Source organism: Klebsiella sp. 141198 (assembly GCF_050600785.1).
Taxonomy (GTDB): Bacteria; Pseudomonadota; Gammaproteobacteria; order Enterobacterales; family Enterobacteriaceae; genus Klebsiella; species Klebsiella aerogenes.
In genome coordinates this window covers 773,546-797,531 of sequence record NZ_JAQIRM010000002.1, presented here as the reverse complement: position 1 = coordinate 797,531, position 23,986 = coordinate 773,546, and the positions used below count along the sequence as shown (strand labels likewise).

General features: G+C 56.5%; 22 protein-coding genes and 1 tRNA gene. 16 read left to right on the top strand and 7 right to left on the bottom strand.

The features are described 5' to 3' along the window. Nucleotides 1-304 precede the first annotated feature (304 nt). From PGR10_RS09045 to PGR10_RS09035, 3 genes are all read right to left on the bottom strand, one after another. The gene (locus PGR10_RS09045; protein WP_087860085.1) at nt 305-796 is read right to left on the bottom strand and encodes a WbuC family cupin fold metalloprotein; all 492 of its coding nucleotides are present in this window, start codon (nt 794-796) and stop codon (nt 305-307) included. 499 nt (nt 797-1,295) lie between these two features. Further along, nucleotides 1,296-1,367 (bottom strand) — tRNA-Arg (locus PGR10_RS09040). Between the two features lie 74 nt (nt 1,368-1,441). After that, nucleotides 1,442-2,353 carry a formate/nitrite transporter family protein gene (locus PGR10_RS09035; protein ID WP_087860086.1) on the bottom strand — a complete coding sequence of 304 codons (912 nt, stop codon included), beginning with the start codon at nt 2,351-2,353 and terminating at the stop codon, nt 1,442-1,444. Between the two features lie 247 nt (nt 2,354-2,600). On the opposite strand from PGR10_RS09035, the gene mlaA reads away from it, so the two are divergent. Beyond that, nucleotides 2,601-3,362 (top strand): phospholipid-binding lipoprotein MlaA, encoded by a 762-nt coding sequence (mlaA, locus tag PGR10_RS09030; RefSeq protein WP_045376992.1) that lies wholly within the window; start codon nt 2,601-2,603, stop codon nt 3,360-3,362. Between the two features lie 66 nt (nt 3,363-3,428). Here mlaA and fadL read toward each other — a convergent pair whose 3' ends face one another. Continuing rightward, a complete protein-coding gene (gene fadL / locus PGR10_RS09025; RefSeq protein ID WP_045376989.1) occupies nt 3,429-4,751 on the bottom strand; it encodes a long-chain fatty acid transporter FadL in 1,323 nt (440 codons plus the stop codon). 371 nt (nt 4,752-5,122) lie between these two features. Here fadL and PGR10_RS09020 point away from each other — a divergent pair, with 371 nt between their 5' ends. The 4 genes from PGR10_RS09020 to sixA all read left to right on the top strand — a co-directional run bounded on the left by PGR10_RS09020 (nt 5,123) and on the right by sixA (nt 9,717). Continuing rightward, nucleotides 5,123-5,407 (top strand): YfcZ/YiiS family protein, encoded by a 285-nt coding sequence (locus PGR10_RS09020; protein ID WP_015706185.1) that lies wholly within the window; start codon nt 5,123-5,125, stop codon nt 5,405-5,407. 159 nt (nt 5,408-5,566) lie between these two features. Beyond that, nucleotides 5,567-6,877: an acetyl-CoA C-acyltransferase FadI gene (gene fadI, locus PGR10_RS09015; protein WP_316424293.1), complete on the top strand. Its 1,311-nt coding sequence runs from the start codon at nt 5,567-5,569 to the stop codon at nt 6,875-6,877. Continuing rightward, on the top strand, nt 6,877-9,021 hold the full coding sequence (fadJ, locus tag PGR10_RS09010) for a fatty acid oxidation complex subunit alpha FadJ (protein WP_430923375.1): 2,145 nt from the start codon (nt 6,877-6,879) through the stop codon (nt 9,019-9,021). The genes fadI and fadJ overlap by 1 nt, the downstream gene beginning before the upstream one ends. A gap of 210 nt (nt 9,022-9,231) precedes the next feature. Beyond that, nucleotides 9,232-9,717, top strand: a complete 486-nt coding sequence (gene sixA, locus PGR10_RS09005) for a phosphohistidine phosphatase SixA (RefSeq protein WP_045391518.1) — start codon at nt 9,232-9,234, stop codon at nt 9,715-9,717. Nucleotides 9,718-9,742: 25 nt separating this feature from the next. On the opposite strand, the gene smrB is transcribed toward sixA, so the two are convergent. Next, nucleotides 9,743-10,294 carry an endonuclease SmrB gene (gene smrB, locus PGR10_RS09000; RefSeq protein WP_101705203.1) on the bottom strand — a complete coding sequence of 184 codons (552 nt, stop codon included), beginning with the start codon at nt 10,292-10,294 and terminating at the stop codon, nt 9,743-9,745. A 166-nt stretch (nt 10,295-10,460) separates the two neighbouring features. Between smrB and prmB the strand changes: the two genes are divergently transcribed. The 6 genes from prmB to PGR10_RS08970 are packed head-to-tail and all read left to right on the top strand — an operon-like array spanning nt 10,461 to nt 15,018. Beyond that, nucleotides 10,461-11,393, top strand: coding sequence for a 50S ribosomal protein L3 N(5)-glutamine methyltransferase (gene prmB, locus PGR10_RS08995; RefSeq protein ID WP_430923374.1), 933 nt, complete (start codon nt 10,461-10,463; stop codon nt 11,391-11,393). 40 nt (nt 11,394-11,433) lie between these two features. Further along, nucleotides 11,434-12,519, top strand: a complete 1,086-nt coding sequence (aroC, locus tag PGR10_RS08990; protein ID WP_430923373.1) for a chorismate synthase — start codon at nt 11,434-11,436, stop codon at nt 12,517-12,519. A gap of 3 nt (nt 12,520-12,522) precedes the next feature. Continuing rightward, nucleotides 12,523-13,347, top strand: a complete 825-nt coding sequence (mepA, locus tag PGR10_RS08985; RefSeq protein WP_015706180.1) for a penicillin-insensitive murein endopeptidase — start codon at nt 12,523-12,525, stop codon at nt 13,345-13,347. Continuing rightward, nucleotides 13,347-14,156 carry a sulfite exporter TauE/SafE family protein gene (locus PGR10_RS08980; RefSeq protein WP_087860092.1) on the top strand — a complete coding sequence of 270 codons (810 nt, stop codon included), beginning with the start codon at nt 13,347-13,349 and terminating at the stop codon, nt 14,154-14,156. The genes mepA and PGR10_RS08980 overlap by 1 nt, the downstream gene beginning before the upstream one ends. Beyond that, nucleotides 14,156-14,704 carry an elongation factor P hydroxylase gene (locus tag PGR10_RS08975; RefSeq protein WP_063422045.1) on the top strand — a complete coding sequence of 183 codons (549 nt, stop codon included), beginning with the start codon at nt 14,156-14,158 and terminating at the stop codon, nt 14,702-14,704. Before PGR10_RS08980 ends, PGR10_RS08975 begins: the two co-directional genes overlap by 1 nt. Nucleotides 14,705-14,736: 32 nt before the next feature. Then, complete coding sequence (locus PGR10_RS08970; RefSeq protein WP_045391507.1) at nt 14,737-15,018, top strand: YfcL family protein; 282 nt, start codon at nt 14,737-14,739, stop codon at nt 15,016-15,018. A 110-nt stretch (nt 15,019-15,128) separates the two neighbouring features. On the opposite strand, the gene mnmC is transcribed toward PGR10_RS08970, so the two are convergent. Next, nucleotides 15,129-17,117 (bottom strand): bifunctional tRNA (5-methylaminomethyl-2-thiouridine)(34)-methyltransferase MnmD/FAD-dependent 5-carboxymethylaminomethyl-2-thiouridine(34) oxidoreductase MnmC, encoded by a 1,989-nt coding sequence (mnmC, locus tag PGR10_RS08965; protein WP_430923372.1) that lies wholly within the window; start codon nt 17,115-17,117, stop codon nt 15,129-15,131. A 158-nt stretch (nt 17,118-17,275) separates the two neighbouring features. Between mnmC and fabB the strand changes: the two genes are divergently transcribed. Next, on the top strand, nt 17,276-18,496 hold the full coding sequence (fabB, locus tag PGR10_RS08960) for a beta-ketoacyl-ACP synthase I (RefSeq protein WP_015706178.1): 1,221 nt from the start codon (nt 17,276-17,278) through the stop codon (nt 18,494-18,496). 138 nt (nt 18,497-18,634) lie between these two features. Beyond that, nucleotides 18,635-19,810 carry an MFS transporter gene (locus tag PGR10_RS08955; protein ID WP_113374314.1) on the top strand — a complete coding sequence of 392 codons (1,176 nt, stop codon included), beginning with the start codon at nt 18,635-18,637 and terminating at the stop codon, nt 19,808-19,810. 42 nt (nt 19,811-19,852) lie between these two features. Here the strand turns inward: PGR10_RS08955 and flk are convergent, their stop codons facing one another. Further along, on the bottom strand, nt 19,853-20,836 hold the full coding sequence (gene flk / locus PGR10_RS08950; protein WP_183269105.1) for a flagella biosynthesis regulator Flk: 984 nt from the start codon (nt 20,834-20,836) through the stop codon (nt 19,853-19,855). A gap of 109 nt (nt 20,837-20,945) precedes the next feature. Between flk and pdxB the strand changes: the two genes are divergently transcribed. The 3 genes from pdxB (at nt 20,946) to truA (ending at nt 23,970) form a co-directional block, all read left to right on the top strand. Continuing rightward, nucleotides 20,946-22,082, top strand: a complete 1,137-nt coding sequence (pdxB, locus tag PGR10_RS08945) for a 4-phosphoerythronate dehydrogenase PdxB (protein WP_430923371.1) — start codon at nt 20,946-20,948, stop codon at nt 22,080-22,082. A gap of 62 nt (nt 22,083-22,144) precedes the next feature. After that, entirely contained in the window at nt 22,145-23,158 is a 1,014-nt protein-coding gene (locus tag PGR10_RS08940) for an aspartate-semialdehyde dehydrogenase (RefSeq protein ID WP_045364476.1), read from the top strand. Then, entirely contained in the window at nt 23,158-23,970 is an 813-nt protein-coding gene (gene truA, locus PGR10_RS08935) for a tRNA pseudouridine(38-40) synthase TruA (RefSeq protein WP_015365552.1), read from the top strand. Before PGR10_RS08940 ends, truA begins: the two co-directional genes overlap by 1 nt. Nucleotides 23,971-23,986 lie beyond the last annotated feature (16 nt).

Here is a 23,986-nt window from a genome sequence, read left to right as displayed (position 1 = left end):
GATTAACATAACGCGAGCGTTGTTATTTTGCTACACAACCCTTTTCATCAGAAACTATTCATCAGGGGAATGTATGTTCACGGTTTGGAACATTTATACGACGGAGGGTGGTGGTTAAAATACCCTCTGCGGATGATTATAATCACTATTTTATAAATAACAAATAGAGTAATGCTTAATTAACGATAAAGACAATGTAAACCATAATAAATTACTCTAAAACTGAATGCGTTAGATGTTAATGATTGTATTGATAAAAAAAGACGCCGCAGCGCCTTTTTATAATAATCATCGCAGGCTCAAATTAGCGGGCGCTCTTCTGAAGAGTAAAACCGCCATCCCCCACCTGGGCCGTGGCATACCACGCCATTAATTCCTCGGTACCCGGTGCGCCTTCAGCTGGCGCCCATGGCGCGGAATCTTGTTCGGCTACCGGCTGATAGCCTCCGTGCTTGACTTCAAAGATGATACCGCCGCGATCGAGCGACAATACCGCATGCCAGGTGCCGGCCGCCATTTCCAGCGCCGTGCACTCTTCACCTAATACTACACGCTGGGTCACGGTGCCTTGTTCATCGAAGTTCAGCACCACAAAACGGCCGCTTAACGGCAGTAGCAGCTCAAAAGTATGAGGATGACGGTGTGGGCGAATGTAGGTTCCCGGCTCCATGGCAATGGCCAGACGCTGTACCGGATCGCTTAATTCTGGATGAAAATTCCGATGCGCCCGTAGACGGGGAGCCGCGGCTGCTGCTGCGCTCTGCTGCTGCATATCACTGATGGTGATTTGTTTCATATATACCGCCTGCTAAAACTGATAACAAAGGCTTACGCCCGTTGGCACGACTCAGGTATCGGGAGTTTTGCGCGAAACAGCGCAGATTCCTCTCCCGGTTGCCTGATTATGCACATTCAGCGCCATTAGCATAGGGTGATTCATCAATTTCATATTGATGAATATATTTAAGTGATTTCTTATTTTTGCAGTGGTGTTGCTTAATTTTATCTCATCTCAATCATTATTCTTTTCTTGTTGGCGAAGGTGTGTGGCATAAAAAACGGGGAATAAATGATGTATTCCTTCTTCCGTGGTAACGCGGTTTTTTATCTCTAAGATGGTTAAGGGCATAAGTGTCCCTCCTGAAGTTTTAACAGGTAAAGGGTAACAATCAGGGACACTTTTATGTGTGTTTAAGATGCCGTTCCGTAGAAATGCGTATGCATGGAGTTTGGCGTTAAGTCTTATGTGACGTGGGTTTTGAGGGGGGAACTGGCAGAGGGGGAATCGTTAGGATTGTCCCCTGCAGGAATCGAACCTGCAACTAGCCCTTAGGAGGGGCTCGTTATATCCATTTAACTAAGGGGACAAGGCGGCGGGATTATAGCGTTTTTTCCGCCGCCCGTTAAGCGCATTGCGATTAATTGCTTAATTTGCAGCCGTTTAGCCCTTTTTATCTGCTTCGGCCTTCGCTTTGGCTTTCTGTTCCTGGGTCATGTCGTTGCGAATCTGGGCGTGGCTTAGCAGGGCGAAGATAAAGGTGCCGCCGCAAATGTTGCCGGCGAGCGTCGGCAGCGCGAACGGCCAGAAGAACTCCTGCCAGGGCAGGGCGCCGCTGAAAATCAGATAGAAAATTTCCACACTGCCGACGACGATATGCGTGGTATCCGCAAGCGCAATCAGCCAGGTCATCAGGATGATGACGATGACTTTCGCCGAGCCGGCTGCCGGGAACATCCAGACCATTGTCGCCACCAGCCAGCCGGAAATAATCGCGTTGGCAAACATTTCGGTTGGCGTGTTTTCCATGACTTTCTGGCTGATGCTGTGAAACGCCTCACGAGTGGCGTCATCGAAAATCGGCATGATATTAAACGCCCAGGCGGCGATAGCCCCACCCAGTAAATTACCTAATAACACCACGCCCCACAGGCGCAGCAATAGCGCAATATTACCGGCGCTGGGTTTATGCATAATCGGCAGTACGGCGGTGACGGTATTCTCCGTAAAAAGCTGCTGGCGGGCGAGAATGACAATAATAAAGCCAAAGGTGTATCCCAAATTCTCCAACAGATAACCACCGGGCAGGGCGCTGAGGTGAACGTGAAAAATTCCTTTGGCGACCAGCGAGGCGCTTATCGATAAGCCGGCGGCAATCGCTGACCACAGTAGCGCCATAGCATCGCGCTCGAGCTCCTTTTCACCCTCCTGGCGAATCACCTCATGTGTAGCCATTGCCTGTGAAGGCAGACGCTCTTCATCCACTTCTATTTTCTCGCCATGTTGCTTCTCTTCGCTTTCAACTTCTCGTTCATCGCTATCATGTGTGCCGGTGGCGGTATTTTGTCGGGTCATGGCTGCTCTCCCTTTGTATTTGTTACTAAGCGTAGAGAGAAATCAGCGCGGCGGCACAGGATATGCTCCTAAATTCAGCGCAATGGCAAGAATAGCAATACGAATATTGCAAAATATGTATAGAATCGGGAAGCTACATTGATGCCAAAGAAGGCTATGCTGAAAGCAGCTACCCAACGATAAAATGCTAATGGGGGCGCCGTCCCGGATGCCTCCAGCGATAGCCAGAATTAACAGGGAGAAACCTATGAATTATCGCCTGTCGGCGCTTGCGCTTGGCGCCACATTGCTGGTGGGATGCGCCAGTTCCAGCACTGACGATCGGTCGCAGGGGCGTTCAGATCCGCTTGAAGGGTTTAACCGTACCATGTTCAACTTCAACTTTAATGTCGTTGATCCTTATGTACTGCGCCCCGTTGCCGTCGCCTGGCGTGATTATGTGCCGCAACCGGCGCGTAATGGTTTAAGCAACTTCACCAGCAACCTTGAAGAACCGGCGGTAATGGTCAACTCCTTCCTGCAGGGCGATCCCTATAAAGGCATGGTGCATTTCACTCGCTTCTTCCTTAACACCATTCTTGGGATGGGCGGCTTGATCGACGTGGCCGGTATGGCGAACCCGCAGCTGCAGCGCGTTGAACCGCATCGTTTCGGTAGCACGCTGGGCCACTACGGCGTGGGCTACGGCCCGTACGTACAGTTACCGTTCTACGGCAGTTTCACCCTGCGTGATGAGGGCGGCGACATGGCCGATGGTCTGTATCCGGTACTCTCCTGGCTGACCTGGCCGATGTCCATCGGTAAATGGGCGGTAGAAGGGATTGAAACCCGCGCTCAGCTGCTGGATTCCGACGGCCTGCTGCGCCAGTCTTCCGATCCGTACATCCTGATGCGTGAAGCCTATTTCCAGCGGCACGACTTTATCGCCAACGGCGGTAAGCTGACACCGGCAGATAACCCGAACGCGCAGGCGATTCAGGATGAGCTGAAAGATATCGATTCGCAGTAATCCACGCGGGTCAGAAAAGAAAAAGGGTGAACATGATGTTCACCCTTTTTTTATATCGTTTGCTTATCAGAAGCGGTAGTTGAAGTTCGCGCCGTACAGCCAGGCGGTACCTTCAGAACGGAAGGTGTAAGGACCTTCTTTAATTTCTACGTGCTGACCGTGCATGTAAGAGACACCAACATCCACTGAAGCATCTTTATTGAACGCGTAGGTGGTACCGGCGCTCAGCCACAGGCGATCCTGATCCGGGATAGAGATGGAGCGGGTGCCAGCCGGGATCGGGCTATCATCGAAGGCGATACCGGTACGGAAGGTCCAGTTATCGTCATAATAATAGGTGGTACCCAGCGCGATGCGGTAAGCATCTTTAAAGCCTTCATCTTTATAGAACAGCGTCTGGCCATTGCTGCCGGTGGCCTTCAGCTCCTGGAACTGGCTCCAGCTGGTGTAGGTCAGGCTATAGTGAACCGCCCACTGCGGCGCGACGCGGTTATAACCCGACAGCTCCCACATCTCCGGCAGATTGAGGGTCAGCGCGCCGTTAGTGGTACGGCCATCGGTACCGGCCGGTAGACCGAAGTTGCCGAGGATCTGGTTATACGCGGACGGCAGATCGCTCTTATAGTTGCCGTCAAAGTCGATTTTAACTTCAGAGCGGTAGGTGAAACCGTAGCGGTTGTTTTTGTCCAGCTCATACAGGATACCGGCGTTCCAGCCGAAGCCCCATTCGTTGCCGTTCAAATGCGCAATCTGAGTGTCGGCAGGGATCTGCGAGACCCGGCCCGCCAGCGCTGGCGGCAGCTTGCCGGAACCGGCAACGATCTGTCCTAAATCACCGGCGTAGCGTTCGATTTTCGCTTTCGCATACACCGCATCAAACCCTAAACCAAAGCTCCAGTTGCTGTTCAGGCGATAGGCGCCGCTTAAATTGAGGTTAACGGTGGTGAGATCGGTTTTACCACCCATACTGCCGGCAGCATAGTCATCAGCGAATTCAGTCGCGAGACCATAGTTAGAGGTAATAGATGCGCCCCAACCAAACTGATCGTTAATTGGCGAAACAAAGTGGAAGTTTGGTACCCATGCCGTTGGGGCAATATTGTCTGCATTCAGACTTTTACCGGTCGGCGAGGTACCAGAAACATTAACGTCCGGGTCGACGAAGACGGCGCCTGCCGACATCATCGGGCGGTCAAACATCATGATTAACGCGGGGTTACGGCTGGCGTTGCCCGCATCGTCAGCGATTGCCCCTTCACCGGAATAGGCACGACCAAGGCCGGATGCAGAGAATTCATTTAACTGGAATCCTGCGGACCAGGCTTGGGTTGAAACAAGTGCTACAGCCACTGCAAGGGCAGATTGGGTAAAGCGGGTTTTCTGGCTCATGCCCATAACCTCATTGAGTTATTTTTATTTAAACTATGTTACATGCCGTAACAGAAGCGCGAAGTGTAGGGTCTGCTTTACGACAGAGAAATCAGACCAGTGGCCTGAGTATAGGTCTGACCAGATGAGTTGTTGCAAGTTTGTTTATAAGATTTTTCAATTGTGATAACAGAAACGCGATCCAGCTGGCAAAATTGCCCCGGTGCGTCATATCCAATTTGGGGCATTTTTGTTTTGGATCATTTTTAAGTGTGATTTCTGTCACTTAAACGTTTTCCTGCCATTAACAACTGGAGGGCGAACGAGGGCGGGCGTAAAATACGCGCATCATTTGTCTTGCACCGAAGGTGCATATACAGAGGAAATCTACGATGAGTAAATGTAGCGCTGATGAAACCCCGGTTTGCTGCTGTATGGATGTTGGCACCATTGTGGACAACACCGACTGCACCGCCTCATACAGCCGCGTGTTTGCTAACCGCGCTGAAGCGGAAGCGACGCTCGCCGCGCTGAGCGAAAAAGCCCGCAATGTGGAGTCTGAACCGTGCAAAATTAACTCGACGTTCACCGACGTTGACGGCGGCGTGCAGCTGAATATCGATTTTGTTTTTAGCTGCGAAGCGGAATCGCTGATCTTCCAGCTGGGTTTACGTTAATCCTCTCTCGTAACGCCTCTTTCCAGAGGCGTTATCTTTTCTATTCAATGTGTTTTGGCTCCCACTTTTTCTCTTCCCCGATTGGCTTAATGTAAAAAATTAGTTAAGACTAGTTATCAGGTCAGACCACTTGGTTTTATCGGTTAACAGGGGAGAGTTATGAGTCAGGCATTACCGCTTATCACCCGTCAGGGCGATCGCATTGCCATTGTCAGCGGTTTACGTACCCCATTTGCCCGTCAAGCGACGGCGTATCACGGCGTTCCGGCCGTTGATCTGGGAAAAATGGTCGTCGGCGAAATGCTGGCGCGCAGTGAAGTTCCCCCGGAAGTGATTGAACAGCTGGTTTTTGGCCAGGTCGTGCAGATGCCGGAAGCGCCGAATATTGCTCGAGAAATTGTCCTTGGCACCGGAATGAATGTGCATACCGACGCCTATAGCGTCAGCCGCGCTTGCGCCACCAGTTTCCAGGCGGTAGCCAATATTGCCGAAAGCCTGATGGCCGGCACTATCCGCGCGGGCATTGCCGGCGGCGCTGATTCCTCCTCCGTTCTCCCTATTGGCGTGAGTAAAAAACTGGCCCGCACCCTGGTGGATGCCAATAAAGCGCGCACGCTTGGTCAGCGGCTAAAACTCTTTTCCCGCCTGCGTTTGCGCGATCTTTTACCGGTGCCGCCTGCGGTTGCGGAATATTCAACCGGTCTGCGGATGGGCGACACCGCCGAGCAGATGGCGAAAACCTGGGGCATCAGCCGTGAAGATCAGGACGCGCTGGCGCTGCGTTCGCATCAGCTTGCCGCCCGCGCCTGGGAAGAGGGAAAACTGGCCGCCGAGGTGATGACGGCCTATGTGCCGCCTTATCGCGAGCCGCTGGAACAGGACAACAATATTCGTAAAAATTCAACCCTGGCGGATTACCAGAAGTTACGTCCGGCGTTCGATCGTAAACACGGCAGCGTGACGGCAGCAAACAGTACGCCGCTTACCGACGGCGCCGCCGCGGTGATCATGATGACCGAATCCCGGGCCAAAGAGCTGGGGTTAACGCCGCTGGGCTATCTGCGTAGCTATGCTTTCACCGCTATTGATGTCTGGCAGGATATGCTGCTGGGCCCTGCGTGGGCGACTCCGCTGGCGTTGGATAGGGCGGGAATTACCCTTGCAGACCTTACGCTAATTGATATGCATGAAGCTTTCGCCGCGCAGACGCTGGCGAATCTACAATGTTTAGCCAGCAATCGTTTCGCCCGGGAGGTTCTGGGGCGCCCACAGGCGACCGGGGAAGTCGATGCCAGCAAGTTCAACGTGCTGGGTGGTTCCATCGCCTACGGACACCCCTTCGCGGCGACCGGTGCGCGCATGATCACCCAGACGCTGCATGAACTCCGGCGCCGCGGCGGCGGATTTGGTCTGGTTACCGCCTGCGCGGCGGGTGGTTTAGGTTCCGCTATGGTTCTGGAGGCCGAATAATGGAAGCGGCAACAGCTTTTACGCTTGAAATTCGCCCGGATAATATCGCCGTTATCACCATCGACGCGCCCGGCGAAAAGATGAATACCCTGAAAGCCGAGTTCGGCGGCGAAGTGCGGACGATTATCCGTCAGCTCCGTGAGAACAAAGCGCTGCGCGGCGCCGTATTTATCTCCGCTAAACCCGACAACTTTATCGCCGGCGCGGATATCAACATGATTGCTCGTTGTACCAGCGCCTCAGAAGCCGAAGCGCTGGCGCGCCAGGGCCAGCAGATCATGGCCGAGATCAACGCGCTTTCTATCCCGGTGATTGCCGCCATTCACGGCGCCTGCCTTGGCGGCGGCCTGGAGCTGGCGCTGGCCTGTCATGGGCGAGTCTGTAGCGATGATGATAAAACGCGCTTGGGATTGCCGGAAGTACAACTGGGGTTGCTACCGGGCTCCGGCGGCACTCAACGCCTGCCGCGGCTGATTGGCGTCAGTACGGCACTCGAAATGATCCTCACCGGTAAACAATTGCGTCCGCGTCAGGCGTTGAAAGCCGGGCTGGTGGACGATGTTGTCCCGCAATCGATATTGCTGCGGACCGCGGTTGAGCTGGCGCTACAGGGCCGGCCGGCGAGCCGAACTGTACCGGTGCGCGAACGGGTACTTGCCGGGCCTCTGGGGCGTCAGCTGCTGTTCCGCATGGTGGCGAAAAAGACCCGGCAAAAAACGCAGGGTAATTACCCGGCGGCAGAACGTATTTTACAGGTGATAGAAAACGGGCTGGCGCATGGCTGCAGCAGCGGTTACGCCGAAGAGGCGCGAGCGTTTGGCGAACTGGCGATGACGCCGCAATCGCAAGCGTTACGTTCTATTTTCTTTGCCAGTACCGATCTGAAAAAGGATCGTGGCGCCGAGGCTGACCCCGCTGCGCTGAATAGCATCGGTGTGCTAGGCGGCGGTTTAATGGGGGGCGGTATTGCTTACGTCACCGCCTGTAAAGGCGGGCTGCCGGTACGCATAAAAGACATTCAGGCGAAAGGCATCAATCATGCGCTTAAGTACAGCTGGGATCTGCTGGATAAGCAGGTGCGTCGCCGCTATCTGCGCGCCAGTGAACGCGATCGTCAGCTGGCGCTGATTTCCGGCGCTACGGATTATCATGGCTTTGCCCATCGCGATGTGGTCATCGAAGCGGTGTTTGAGGATCTGGCGCTCAAGCAGCGGATGGTGGGCGAGATCGAACAATGCTGCGGGCCGCAGACGATCTTTGCCTCAAATACCTCATCGCTACCGATCGGCGAGATCGCGGCTCAGGCCGCCCGGCCAGAGAAGGTAATTGGTCTGCACTTTTTCAGCCCGGTCGAAAAAATGCCGCTGGTTGAGGTTATCCCGCACGCAACGACCGATGAGCAAACCATCGCCACGGTGGTGAAGCTGGCGAAGTTGCAGGGGAAAACGCCGATCGTGGTTGCCGACCATGCCGGTTTTTATGTTAACCGTATTCTGGCGCCCTATATCAATGAAGCCATGCGCCTGCTGCTGGAAGGTGAGCCGGTCGAACATATTGATAATGCATTGGTAAAATTTGGTTTCCCGGTTGGACCTATTCAGTTGCTGGATGAAGTCGGCATTGATACCGGCACTAAGATTATCCCGGTACTGGAGAGCGCTTTTGGTGAACGTTTTAGCCCGCCTGCAAACATCATTGACGCGATTTTGAAGGACGATCGCAAAGGGAGAAAAAATAATCGCGGTTTCTATCTTTATGAGACAAAAAGGCGTAAAAGCAAAAAACGGGCTGACCCGGCTATTTACCCATTATTGGCAGTAGCAAGTCCGCAGGCGCGTTTGTCTGCTCAGCAGGTCGCTGAACGCTGCGTGATGATGATGCTCAACGAGGCGGCGCGCTGTTTTGATGAACAGATCGTGCGCAGCGCGCGTGATGGCGATATTGGCGCCGTTTTTGGTATAGGTTTTCCGCCGTTTCTCGGCGGCCCGTTCCGCTATATGGATAGCCTCGGCGCGGGTGAAGTCGCCGCAATCTTGCAGCGTCTGGCCGCACAGTACGGCCCTCGTTTTTCTCCGTGCGACACCTTATTGCGCATGGCCGAGCAGGGGGCGACCTTTTGGCCCACTAGTGAACGGACGACCTAAGTTATGGTCAAAAGAAGGTAAATCCAACGTTGGCTGGCGCTGTTGATTGGCGGTTTTGTAAACAAATATTGACTATACTTACGCCATTGAGGTAAAAAACAGCGTTTCATTCGTTGGATGGATCAGGCACAATGCCCGGCCACCGGGTCGCCTGCGTATTGTTTACGCAGAGCGAGTTGCGGTGATTCTGGTTAACAAAAGCGGTGCAATATGCAAGTTTTTATCATGCGTCACGGCGACGCTGCCCTCGATGCAGCCAGTGACTCCGTTCGTCCCTTAACCGTTTGCGGTTGTGACGAATCTCGTCAGATGGCAACCTGGCTGAAAGGTCAAAAAGTGGATATTGAGCGGGTGCTTGTCAGCCCTTACCTGCGTGCAGAGCAAACTCTGGACATAGTAGGGGAGTGCATGAACCTGCCGAAAGATGTCGACGTGATGCCGGAACTCACGCCATGCGGCGATGTTGGGATGGTTAGCGCTTACCTTCAGGCGCTGGCGAATGAAGGCGTGAAAACGGCGCTGGTCGTTTCACACCTGCCGTTGGTGGGGTACCTCGTCTCAGAGCTGTGCCCGGGGGAAACGCCCCCGATGTTTACTACTTCAGCGATTGCCTGCGTCACCCTCGACGCCGACGGCAAGGGCGAATTCACCTGGCAGATGAGCCCCTGCAATTTGAGAATGGCGAAAGCCATCTAAGGCTTTCCCCCCTCGGAGCTTCCGCTTACGGGAGCTCCGGCGGCAACCACTCTTCAACTTCAATCAGTACTAATAGCGCGGCATCGCCTCCGTACTCTTTTGGTGCCTGATGGAACGCCATAATATGCGGATGTTGCGCCAGCCACAGCGGCGTTTGCTGCTTGAGGATATGTTTGCCGTGTCCGTGCATCACGCAGGCGCAGAAGATATGTTCGCGGCGGCAGGCGGCAATCAGCGCGCCTAATTCTTGTTTCGCCTGCTGCTGGGTTAAACCGTGCAGATCGAGAAACAGCTCCGGCGAATAGTCGCCGCGGCGCAGCTTTTTCAGCTCAAAATGGCTGACATCCGCGCGCACGTACTTCATCGCGCCTTCCGTATTGAGCAACGGCTGAAATTCGTCGGAAAAATAGTGGCTGTTATCCACCTGTTCCTGCAGCAATCGCTTAGGCGGAACCTCGCTGAGCTTCTTGCGCTGCGGGCGGTGTACGATAGTGTCCTGTTTAATTTGCCGGGTGCCGGTCATTAGCTGGCGGAACAGCGCCTGATCCTCCGCGCTTAGCGGTGTTTTCTTTTTCATTGCCCAATCTCACTATTTCTTTTCGCTAGTTTACCCGACTCGCCCGCGCTTCAGGCAAGGAAAACCTATTTTTCCCCACTCCGGCTGCGCAAGAATGCTGATTTATCGCCGCCGTCGTGGCAAACTAGCCGCCGAATTTATAGCAGAGCGTGCCCTGGAGGATTGCGTGGATAAAATTTTTGTTGATGAAGCGGTCAATGAGTTGCAGACCATTCAGGACATGCTGCGTTGGGCGGTAAGTCGTTTTAGCGCCGCCAACATCTGGTACGGTCATGGTACCGATAACCCGTGGGATGAGGCCGTACAGCTGGTATTACCCTCGCTGTACCTGCCGTTAGATATACCGGAAGATATGCACACCGCGCGCCTGACTTCCAGCGAAAAACATCGTATCGTCGAGCGCGTGATTCGCCGCGTCAACGAACGTATTCCCGTCGCTTACCTGACCAACAAAGCGTGGTTCTGCGGACATGAATTCTATGTCGATGAGCGCGTGCTGGTACCGCGCTCGCCGATTGGCGAACTGATCAATAACCAGTTCGCCGGGCTGATAAACCATAAACCGCAGCATATTCTCGATATGTGTACCGGGAGCGCCTGCATTGCCATCGCCTGCGCCTATGCCTTCCCGGAAGCCGAAGTCGACGCTGTCGATATCTCCCCGGACGCGCTGGCCGTTGCGGAACATAACGTTGAAGAACATGGCCTGATTAACCAGGTTACGCCGATCCGCTCCGATCTGTTCCGCGATCTGCCAAAGCTGCAGTACGATCTGATCGTGACCAACCCGCCGTACGTTGATGAAGAAGATATGGCCGATCTGCCCGATGAATATGAGCACGAGCCGGTTCTGGGTCTGGCTTCCGGTAGCGATGGCCTGAAGCTGACGCGCCGTATTCTTGGCTGCGCGCCGGATTACCTCAACGATGACGGTATTCTGATTTGTGAAGTCGGTAACAGCATGGTACATCTGATGGAGCAGTACCCGGACGTGCCGTTCACCTGGCTTGAGTTTGATAACGGTGGTGATGGCGTCTTTATGCTGACTAAACAGCAGCTCATTGACGCGCGCGCGCATTTCGGCATTTATAAAGACTAAAAAAACAACACGCAAACATAACGAAAAGAACGGAGCCGTGATGGCAGGAAATACAATTGGACAACTCTTTCGCGTCACCACCTTCGGCGAATCGCACGGCCTGGCGCTGGGCTGCATCGTCGACGGGGTGCCGCCAGGCATTCCGCTGACCGAAGCCGACCTGCAGCACGACCTGGATCGCCGTCGCCCTGGGACATCGCGCTACACCACCCAGCGCCGCGAACCGGACCAGGTGAAAATCCTCTCCGGCGTCTTCGAAGGCGTGACCACCGGCACCAGCATTGGCCTGCTGATTGAGAACACCGATCAGCGTTCCCAGGACTACGGCGCTATCAAAGATGTGTTCCGTCCGGGACATGCGGATTACACCTACGAGCAGAAATATGGCCTGCGCGACTATCGCGGCGGCGGGCGTTCGTCTGCGCGTGAAACCGCGATGCGCGTGGCGGCCGGGGCGATTGCCAAAAAATTCCTCGCGGCCAAATTCGGTATTGTGATCCGCGGCTGCCTGACGCAGATGGGCGATATTCCGCTGGCTATCAAAGACTGGGATCAGGTTGAGCAGAACCCATTCTTCTGCCCGGATCCGGATAAAATCGACGCGCTGGATGAACTGATGCGCGGCCTGAAAAAAGAGGGCGACTCTATCGGCGCGAAGGTGACGGTCGTGGCTGACGGCGTACCGCCGGGTCTCGGCGAGCCGGTATTCGACCGCCTGGATGCCGATATCGCCCACGCGCTGATGAGCATCAACGCGGTGAAAGGGGTAGAAATCGGCGATGGTTTTGAGGTGGTTAAACTGCGCGGCAGCGAAAACCGCGACGAAATCACCAAATCCGGCTTCCAGAGTAACCACGCCGGCGGCATTCTTGGCGGTATCAGCAGCGGCCAGCAAATCGTTGCTAACATCGCGCTGAAGCCGACCTCCAGTATTACCGTTCCCGGTCATACGATTAACCGCTTCGGCGAAGAAGTCGAGATGATCACCAAAGGGCGTCACGATCCGTGCGTCGGCATTCGCGCGGTTCCTATCGCCGAGGCCATGCTGGCTATCGTGTTAATGGATCACTTTATGCGTCAACGCGCGCAGAATGGCGACGTGACGACATCAATTCCACGCTGGTAACCGATGAAAAATACCGTTATCGCACTGCTGGCGCTTTTGGCCAGCACCGCCAGCCTGGCGGCGACGCCGTGGCAGAAAATATCCCAGCCGATTAGCGGCAGCGCCCAGTCTATTGGCGCGTTTGCCAATGGCTGCATCGTCGGCGCCCAGCCGCTACCGCTGAACTCCCCTGATTACCAGGTGATGCGTACCGATCAGCGTCGCTACTTCGGCCACCCGGATCTCGTGCAGTTTATTCAGCGACTGAGTTTGCAGGCGCACAATAAAGGTATGGGGACGGTGCTGATTGGCGATATGGGCATGCCTGCCGGCGGGCGCTTTAACGGCGGCCACGCCAGCCATCAGTCGGGCCTGGATGTTGATATTTTCCTGCAACTGCCGCAGACCCGCTGGACCTCCGCGCAACTGCTGAAACCACAGGCGCTGGACTTAGTCGCCCGCGATGGCAAGCGGGTGGTACCCTCACTGTGGAGCCCGCAAATCAGCAACCTGATTAAAATGGCGGCGGAAGATAACGATGTGACGCGTATTTTCGTCAATCCGGCTATCAAACAGCAATTGTGCCTTGATGCCGGTAACGATCGCCAATGGCTACGCAAAGTCCGCCCGTGGTTCCAGCATCGCGCCCATATGCACGTGCGCCTGCGCTGCCCGGCGGGCAGCCTCGAGTGCGAAGATCAAGCGCCGCCGCCGGCTGGCGATGGCTGCGGCGCCGAGCTGCAAAGCTGGTTTGAACCGCCTAAACCTGGGTCAACCCCACCTGTGAAGAAGACGCCGCCTCCGCTGCCGCCTTCCTGCCAGGCGCTACTGGATGAGCATCTTCTCTAATGGATAGTTTTGCCGAGCTGTTTATGGTGTCGCCAATGGTGCTGGTGGCACTCTTTTTTGTCGCGATTCTTGCCGGATTTATTGATTCCTTAGCCGGCGGCGGCGGGTTGTTAACCGTCCCGGCGCTGATGGCGGCGGGTATGCCGCCCGCTCAGGCGTTGGCGACCAACAAGTTACAGGCCTGCGGCGGTTCCATTTCCGCGACGCTCTATTTTATCCGTCGTAAGGTAGTGAATCTCGCCGATCAGAAACTCAATATTCTGATGACTTTTATCGGCTCGACGGCGGGCGCGCTGCTGGTGCAGCACGTGCAGTCCGATATTTTGAAGCAAATCCTGCCGCTGCTGGTGATTGGCATCGGGCTGTACTTTTTGCTGATGCCTAAGCTCGGGGAGTCCGATCGTCAGCGTCGCCTGTATGGCTTGCCGTTCGCGCTGGTCGCTGGCGGCAGCGTGGGTTTCTACGACGGTTTTTTTGGCCCCGGCGCCGGTTCGTTTTATGCGCTGGCCTTTGTGACGCTCGCCGGGTTTAATCTCGCGAAATCAACCGCTCACGCCAAACTGCTAAACGCCACCTCTAATGTTGGCGGCCTGCTGCTGTTTATTATTGGCGGCAAAGTGATTTGGGCCACCGGTTTTGTGATGATGGCCGGACAGTTTATCGGCGCTCGCGCCGGTTCGCGGCTGGTGCTGAGTAAAGGACAGTCGCTGATTCGGCCGATGATCGTCATCGTCTCCGCGGTGATGAGCGCTAAACTTCTTTACGACAGCCACGGGGCTGAGATTTTGCAGTGGTTGGGAATTCACTAATGCAACAGCAACACCATTATCAGCAGTTGGTCGAGATCTTCGACGGCTGCTTCGCCGATGATTTTAATACCCGTCTGATTAAAGGCGACGACGAACCGATCTATCTTCCTGCAGATAGCGAAGTGCCATACAACCGGATCGTGTTTGCTCACGGCTTTTACGCCAGCGCGCTGCACGAAATATCCCACTGGTGTATCGCCGGCAAGGCGCGGCGCGAGCAGGTGGATTTTGGTTACTGGTACTGCCCGGACGGCCGCGATGCGATGACGCAAAGCAAGTTCGAAGACGTCGAGGTCAAGCCACAGGCTTTTGACTGGTTGTTCTGCACGGCGGCGGGATTTCCGTTTAACGTCAGCTGCGACAACCTCGAAGGCGACTTTGAGCCTGACCGCATCGCCTTTCAACGGCGAGTGCATGCTCAGGTGATGACCTATCTGCAAGAGGGGATCCCTGAGCGTCCGGCACGCTTTATTCGCGCGCTGCAACAGTATTATCAAACGCCGCCGCTGACGGCAGAACAATTTCCGTGGCCGGAAGACCTGCACTAAAGCCACGTTCTACAAATGAAAGAGGAAAGACGATGATCGCGGAGTTTGAATCACGCATTCTGGCGTTAATTGACGATATGGTAGACCACGCCAGTGATGACGAACTGTTTGCTGGCGGTTATCTGCGCGGCCACCTGACGCTGGCGGTGGCTGAGCTGGAAGGGGAAGGGGAGCACTCGGCACAGGCGATTAACGACAAAGTCGCCAGCAGCCTGGAAAAGGCCATCAGCGCAGGCGAACTGTCGCCGCCGGATCAGATTCTGGTGCAAGGGATGTGGAATAACCTGTACCAGCAGGCGAAAAATCAGGCCTGATAAATGATGTCATCCGGATGAGGCGTTAGCCGACATCCGGAAACTCTCCCCGGTGGCGCTGCGCTTACCGGGGCGACTAAACTCTAGCCGGGATAAAGCGCAAGCCGGCGTTATTTTACCGCTTTTCCCTTCAGCAGTTTTCTCACCCATAGCCGATTCGGATTCAGCGCCGCCAGCGTTTCGCTATCCAGCGGCAGCGGTTCTTCACTCATCTGCGCGGCCAGCAGTTCGGCGCTCAATGGCGCGGTGCACAGCCCACGAGATCCCAATGCCGCGAGCATAAACAGATTGTGATAAACCGGCGCGCTGTCGACATTTTCCTGCTGTTCGTGAAGCGTGGCGTACTGCGTCAACGTTTTCTCATAATCCGGAACGTTGCCCACCATCGGCAGGTGATCGCGGGTGGCGCAGCGTACGCCGCAGCGGGCGTCGTTGCCGCTAACATCCACCTCTTTTGCCCATGACGCCTGCGGGAAACAATCAATCAGACGCTGGCGATTTTGCCACTGATCTTCGGCGCTGAAATCGGTATCCGTCTTGCCGCGATGATAGCTGGCGCCAATACAATGTTGCTGATTCGCGGGATTCTGCGGCGTCAGATAGCCGTCATAGCATAACACCTGGCGCAGGGCGGAAAGCCCCGGCGTGGTGGGGATATGGCTAACCTGGCCACCGACCGGATAAGCCGGCAACTGCCCGGTCTGGGCAAAATCAGTCAGGCGATGTCCGTTCGCCAGTACTACCGCCTGATGACGATGCTGCTGATTGAGCAACCAGCCGTCGCCCTCCGCGCTGAGCGTTTCGACGGGATAACCGTAGTGGCTGCGTAGTCCCTGCGTCGCCGCGAGCGACAGCAATTCTGCCGTCAACTGCTGCGGGCACAGCCAGCCGCCGGCCGCATAGGTGATACCGCCGCAGCCGGTATCAACGCCGGTCAGTTCAGCAACCTGCTCCGCCGTCACCGCGCAGGCGATCTCCGCCGGTAAATCTGAAGCCAGCATTTGGGCGATTTTCTGCGTGCTTTTTTCATCCCAGGCGAGTTGGGTTACGCCGCACCATTGATGATCAAATTCCACTGGCAGGGCGTCGTAGAGGCGGCGCGCGAAAGTAAACGCCGCCGGGAAAAAGCGCGCCAGCGAAGGGTCGTGCTGGCTTAATAGCGGATACAGCGCGCCCTGACGATTGCCGGATGCGCCGCTGGCGGGCGCATCGTCAGCGCAGTACAACGTCACCTGCCAGCCGCGGCGCAGCAGCGCCAGCGAGAGCAGGGCGCTGGCGATACCGCCGCCGATCACCGCCGCTTCGCGCGATTGACTACCGCTGCGGGCAAACCATGGCGTCCGCGCGAATGTCGGAACGTCGGCGGTCAATTCACCGATTAGCATTTCGCGCTTGCGACCAAAGCCTTTGCGTTTTTGCATGCTAAAGCCGGCCTCCTGCAGCCCGCGGCGAACGAAGCCAGCGGAGGTGAAGGTCGCCAGCGTGCCGCCGGGGCGGGCCAGACGCGCCATGGCGGAAAACAGACCCGGCGTCCACATATCCGGGTTTTTCGCCGGCGCGAAGCCGTCGAGGAACCAGGCGTCGACCTGGCGGTTGAGTGAATCGTCAAGCTGGTCGGTGAGCGCGTTGATATCGCCAAACCATAAATCCAGCGTGACGCGGCCATCGTCGAGCAGCAGGCGGTGGCAGCCCGCGATTGGCAATGGCCACTGCGCCTGTAGCTGTTCAGCCCATGGCGCCAGTTCCGGCCAGTGCTGGTGCGCCAGGCGCAGGTCGTCGGCCTTCAGGGGAAATTTTTCAAAACTGATGAAATGTAATCTTTGCAGCGTAGCCTGCGGATTATCGCGACGAAAAACAGCAAACGCCTGCCACAGCGTCAGGAAATTGAGCCCGGTGCCGAAGCCGCTCTCCGCGACGATAAACAGCGGGCGCGGGTGGGTTGAAAAACGGCTATCAAGCTGGTTGCCGTTGAGAAAAACGTAGCGCGTCTCTTCCAGACCGTTGTCATTAGAAAAATAAACGTCGTCAAAATCTCGGGAAACAGGTGTACCCTCAGCGTTGAATTCCAGGTTGGCGGGTTGTATGGCGTTTTGTTTCACGTAAGTTACTCGAATCACAAGGCGTAGCGCGATCTTAACGATGTGTGCCAGAAGGCGCAAATTTATACACAAAATGGCTGATCGGACTTGTTCGGCGTACAAGTGTACGCTATTGTGCGACTCGAAACTTAAAATAGTGCGACTTACAGAGGTATTGAATGAAACGTGCAGTGATTACTGGCTTGGGCATCGTTTCCAGCATCGGTAATAACCAGCAGGAAGTCCTGGCATCTCTGCGTGAAGGACGTTCAGGGATCACTTTCTCTCAGGAGCTGAAGGATTCAGGAATGCGTAGCCACGTATGGGGCAACGTCAAACTGGATACCACGGGCCTCATTGACCGCAAAGTAGTGCGCTTTATGAGCGACGCATCCATTTATGCTTATCTGTCCATGGAGCAGGCGGTAGCCGACGCCGGTCTGGCGCCGGAAGCATACCAGAACAACCCGCGTGTCGGCCTGATTGCAGGTTCCGGCGGCGGTTCCCCGAAATTCCAGGTCTTCGGCGCCGATGCCATGCGTAGCCCGCGTGGTCTGAAAGCCGTGGGCCCATACGTTGTGACTAAAGCGATGGCTTCCGGCGTATCCGCCTGCCTCGCCACGCCGTTTAAAATCCACGGCGTCAACTACTCTATCAGCTCCGCTTGCGCCACTTCCGCACACTGCATCGGTAACGCGGTAGAACAGATTCAGCTGGGCAAACAGGACATCGTCTTTGCCGGCGGCGGCGAAGAGCTGTGCTGGGAAATGGCTTGCGAATTCGACGCCATGGGCGCGCTGTCCACTAAATACAACGATTCTCCGGACAAAGCGTCCCGTACCTATGATGCGAACCGCGACGGTTTCGTTATCGCGGGCGGCGGCGGCATGGTCGTGGTTGAAGAGCTGGAACACGCGCTGGCGCGCGGGGCGCATATTTATGCGGAAATCGTCGGTTACGGCGCGACTTCCGATGGCGCGGACATGGTTGCTCCATCTGGCGAAGGCGCAGTGCGCTGCATGCAGATGGCGATGCACGGCGTTGATACTCCGATCGACTACCTGAACTCCCACGGCACTTCTACTCCGGTAGGCGACGTGAAAGAGCTGGGCGCTATCCGCGAAGTCTTCGGCGACAACAGCCCGGCTATCTCCGCCACCAAGGCGATGACCGGCCACTCTCTGGGCGCCGCAGGCGTACAGGAAGCCATCTACTCTCTGCTGATGCTGGAGCACGGTTTTATCGCGCCAAGCATCAACATCGAAGAGATGGACGAGCAGGCTGCCGGCCTTAACATCGTCACCAAACCGACCGATGCTCAGCTGACCACCGTGATGTCCAACAGCTTCGGCTTCGGCGGCACCAACGCGACCCTGGTTATGCGTAAATACAACGCCTAATTGGTAAGAGTCAGCAAAAGGGGAGCCCGAGGCTCCCCTTTTTTTGACGTCTTGACAGCGCCCGGCAAGAGCAGGCAAATTGCTCGCCATCATTCTCATTCCATCTTCTCGCCTTGCTCTGCAAAACTGGGGTAACGCATGTCCGCAGCGACAAAAACGATAAACAACGCTTCAGAGAATCTTTCGCTATTTCGCATTACCTTTGCGGTTTTTCTGACCTATATGACCGTGGGGTTGCCGTTACCGGTTATCCCGCTATTTGTGCACCACGATCTCGGCTTTGGCAACACACTCGTCGGCGTGGCCGTCGGCATCCAGTTTCTCGCCACGGTCTTAACCCGCGGTTATGCCGGGAGACTGGCCGATCAGTACGGCGCGAAACGCTCGGTGCTGCAAGGAATGTTGGCTTGTGCTCTGGCCGGCTGTGCCTGGCTGGCGGCGGCGCTGCTGCCGGTGCCGGTGATGGCCAAATTTGGCCTGCTGGTGCTGGGACGTTTGATTCTCGGTTTTGGTGAAAGCCAACTGCTGACCGGCAACTTAAGCTGGGGACTAGGGCTGGTTGGCCCGCGGCGTTCCGGTAAAGTGATGTCGTGGAACGGCATGGCGATGTACGGGGCGCTGGCGGTGGGTGCGCCGCTGGGGCTGCTGATTTACAGCCGCTTCGGCGTGGCGACGCTGGCCTGCGTTACGATGGCGCTGCCGCTGCTGGCGTGGGCGATTAACGGCACGGTCCGTAAAGTTCCCGCCCACGGCGGCGAACGTCCTTCGCTATGGAGCGTCATCGGTATGATCTGGCGTCCGGGGGTTGGCCTCGGTCTGCAGGGCGTCGGATTTGCGGTGATCGGCACCTTTGTTTCGCTCTATTTCGCCAGCCACGGCTGGGCGATGGCCGGCTTCACGTTGACCGCGTTTGGCGGCGCTTTTGTCCTGATGCGTATTCTGTTCGGCTGGATGCCGGATCGCTTCGGCGGCATTAAGGTGGCGATAGTTTCACTGCTGATTGAAGCTATCGGCCTGACGCTACTGTGGCAAGCGCCGGGCGCCTGGGTGGCGCTGGCGGGCGCGGCTTTGACCGGTTGCGGTTGCTCGCTCATCTTCCCGGCATTGGGCGTTGAGGTAGTCAAACGGGTTCCGGCTCAGGTTCGTGGCACCGCGCTGGGCGGCTATGCCGCGTTTCAGGATATCTCTTACGGCGTCACCGGCCCTCTGGCTGGCCTGCTCGCGACCTCGCTGGGCTATGCTTCCGTGTTCCTGGCCGGGGCGATTTGCGCGGTATTGGGGATTGTGGTCACTCTGTTGACGCTACGTAAATAAATACATAACGGCGGCTATCAGGCCGCCGTTATTGCTTTAGGCTTACAGCACCAGCCACAGCAGAATAATCACTACCAGCAGCGCAATCGCCACCGTCCACGCTTTTTTGCTATACACCGCATGGGGCGAAGGCAGCGGCTCGACCGGGGTAATTGCCATTGTCGCCTGGGCGCGAGCTACGCGTAGCGCAAAGACTTTATTTAATAGCGTTAACACCTGCGGGCTGGTTAAGGTCGTCGTGGGCGTCACCTGCCAGTTGCTTTGCGCGAAATCGGCGATTTTCTGCCACTCCTGCGCCTCCAGCGGTTGCTTAAGCGCTGCCTGCAGTGAATTCATCGTCGGCGCGGTTTGCGCGCTCAGCGTTTGTCGCGCCTGCAGCCAGTATGAGAGCGGGGTGAAGTGGGTGGCGGGGATCAGCTCGCCGGATTTCACGCCGCACAGCTCAAGCATTGATTGCCAGATAAGCTTGCTCGATTCGCCGGTTGCGGCGGCCAGTTTGGTCACTAACTGGTTCAGGGTGTTATGTTCCGCCGGCAGCAAAGGACGCAGCGTTGGCGTTCGCTGCTGCGGTTGCGGGATCGCCAACTGGCCGTTTTGCAGCAGATGCAGCACGTTCTCCAGTTGCGCCTGCGTCAGCGCGTGCAGCACGGTTTGGCCGTAATTCTGGCGGATATAATCGCTCACCGCCTGACGGTTATTCCCCTGGGTCAGCAGTTCGCTAAGCTGAGCGAGAATTTGCCGGTGGTGGTGGTTTTGCTGAGCGATACTTAAGCGCTGATTCAGGTTGCTCTCAGCCGCGCTGAAATGGCTCGCCAGCAGCGGCGTATCGCCTTTCAGACCCAGATCGTGCTTCACGCAGGCCCACACTTCGGCGTTTTGCTGCGATGTCAACGTCACCAGACGCGTTATCAGCCGCTCCAGAACGGTGCGTTGCTGCATGGTGAGCGCGTTTGGGCCCACGGCGGATGCGCCGGATGGGCCAGTCCCCGGAGGGCGATCGGACATACCTGAAACGGGTGGTGTCATGATGAATCCTTACCGTAGTACTGTACTTAAGCCGGGTGATGATGTTCCTGGCGGCCAGATTATGGCACACTTCCCCGGTTTACTCTCGTTCTCAGACAGGTACTGAACCGTGAAAATCCTCGTTGATGAAAATATGCCCTATGCGCGTGAGCTTTTTAGCCGTTTGGGAGACGTACAGGCCGTTCCCGGTCGTCCCATTCCGCAGGAAGCGTTAACCGACGCCGACGCGCTGATGGTGCGTTCCGTCACTAAGGTGAATGAAGCGCTGCTCTCCGGTAAGGCGATTAAGTTTGTCGGCACCGCCACCGCAGGTACCGATCATGTCGATCAAGCGTGGCTGCAGCAGGCGGGGATTGGCTTTTCCGCCGCGCCGGGCTGCAATGCGATCGCGGTGGTGGAGTATGTTTTCTCGGCGCTGCTGATGCTCGCCGAGCGCGACGGATTCGCGCTGGCTGACCGTACCGTCGGTATCGTCGGCGTCGGCAACGTTGGCGGGCGTTTGCAAAAACGTCTGGAAGCGCTGGGAATTAAAACATTACTCTGCGATCCGCCGCGCGCCGATCGTGGCGATGAAGGCGACTTCCGCACCCTGGACGAGCTAGTGCAACAGGCGGATATCCTGACTTTCCACACGCCGTTGTTTAAAGACGGGCAGTATAAAACGCAGCATCTGGCCGATGAAGCGCTGATTAGCCGCCTGCAGCCGGGGGCTATCCTGATTAACGCCTGCCGCGGGCCGGTGGTGGATAATGCGGCGCTGCTCAAGCGCTTGCAGGCCGGGCAGCAGCTGAGCGTGGTGCTCGACGTCTGGGAACCCGAACCGGATCTGAATACCGAGTTGCTGGCGCGTGTCGATATCGGTACCTCGCATATCGCCGGTTATACCCTTGAAGGCAAAGCGCGCGGCACCACTCAGGTGTTTGAAGCCTATAGCGCGTTCATTGGTCATCCGCAGCAGGTGGCGCTGGATACGCTACTGCCGGCGCCGGAATTTGGCCGCATCACTCTGCACGGCCCGCTCGATCAGGCGACGCTGAAAAGGCTGGTTCATTTGGTGTATGATGTGCGCCGCGATGATGCGCCGTTGCGTAAAGTGGCAGGCATTGCCGGCGAATTCGACAAGCTGCGCAAAAATTATCAGGAACGCCGCGAATGGTCGTCCCTGTACGTACAGTGCAGCGATGAAAAAGCAGCGACGCTGCTGCGTCAGCTCGGTTTTAATGCCGTACATCATCCTGTTCGTTAATATCTTCTTAATGCCCCTGTTGGATAATCCGGCAGGGTCGCTATTTTCTGGAGTACACCACCATGTCTGAAGGCTGGAATATTGCCGTACTGGGCGCAACCGGCGCCGTAGGCGAAGCCCTGCTTGAAACCCTTGCTGAACGCCAGTTTCCGGTAGGCGAAATTTATGCGCTGGCGCGCAATGAAAGCGCGGGCGAACATCTGCGTTATGGTGGCAAATCGGTCATCGTGCAGGACGCCGCCGAATTTGACTGGACCCAGGCCCAGTTGGCCTTCTTCGCCGCGGGCGTCGAAGCCAGCGCGGCGTATGTCGAAGAAGCCACCAACGCCGGTTGTCTGGTTATCGATCTTAGCGGCCTGTTTGCGCTGGAGCCGGACGTGCCGCTGGTGGTGCCGGACGTCAACCCGTTCGTGCTCGGCGACTACCGCAACCGTAACGTGATTGCGGTACCAAACAGCCTGACCAGCCAGCTGCTGACGGCGCTGAAACCGCTTATCGATGATGGCGGCCTGTCGCGTATTACCGTTACCAACCTGCTGTCTGCCTCGGCGCAGGGGAAAAAAGCGGTCGATGCGCTGGCGGGGCAGAGCGCGAAACTGCTGAACGGTATTCCGATTGATGAAGACGATTTCTTTGGTCGCCAGCTGGCTTTCAACATGCTGCCGATTCTGCCGGATCGCGAAGGTAGCGTGCGCGAAGAACGACGTATCGTCGATGAAGCGCGCAAAATTCTGCAGGATGACGGCCTGATGATTTCCGCAAGCGTCGTGCAATCGCCGGTCTTCTATGGCCATGCGCAGATGGTGAATTTTGAAGCGCTGCGTCCGCTGGCGGCCGAGGAGGCGCGCGACGCCTTTACCCGCGGCGAGGATATTGAGCTTTCCGAAGAGGGCGAATTCCCGACGCAGGTCGGCGATGCTTCCGGAAACGCGCGTCTGTCCATCGGCTGCGTGCATAACGATTACGGCATGCCCGAGCAGATTCAGTTCTGGTCGGTGGCCGATAACGTCCGCTTTGGCGGCGCGCTGATGGCGGTGAAAATCGCCGAGAAACTGGTTCAGGAGTATTTGTACTGATGTCTGAACCACAGCAGCAGCCGGTGTATAAAATCGCGCTGGGCATCGAGTACGACGGCAGCAAATACTACGGCTGGCAGCGGCAAAACGAAGTGCGCAGCGTGCAGGAAAAGCTGGAAAAGGCGCTGTCGCAGGTAGCGGCCGAACCGGTACACGTATTCTGCGCCGGGCGTACCGACGCCGGCGTTCACGGTACCGGCCAGGTAGTGCACTTTGAAACCCGCGCCCAGCGTAAAGACGCCGCCTGGACGCTGGGCGTAAATGCGAATTTACCTGGTGACATCGCCGTGCGTTGGGTGAAGCATGTTGCGGACGATTTTCACGCCCGCTTCAGCGCGACGGCCCGTCGTTACCGCTACGTCATCTATAATCACCGCCTGCGTCCGGCGGTGTTGAGCCAGGGGGTGACGCATTATTACCACCCTCTGGATGCCGGGCGGATGCATCGCGCCGCGCAGTGTTTGATTGGCGAGAATGACTTCACCTCGTTTCGCGCGGTGCAATGTCAGTCGCGCACGCCGTGGCGTAACGTGATGCATATCAACGTGACCCGTCATGGCGCTTATGTGGTGGTAGATATCAAAGCGAACGCTTTTGTTCATCATATGGTAAGGAACATCGTCGGCAGCCTGATGGAAGTAGGCGCCGGAAACCAGCCAGAGAGCTGGATTGCAGAACTGCTGGCGGCGAAGGACCGGACTCTGGCTGCCGCGACGGCGAAAGCGGAAGGACTGTATCTGGTGTCGGTGGATTATCCGGCCCATTTCGACCTGCCGGTGATGCCGATGGGCCCGCTGTTTTTGGCGGACTAATATCAGCGCCCCTGTA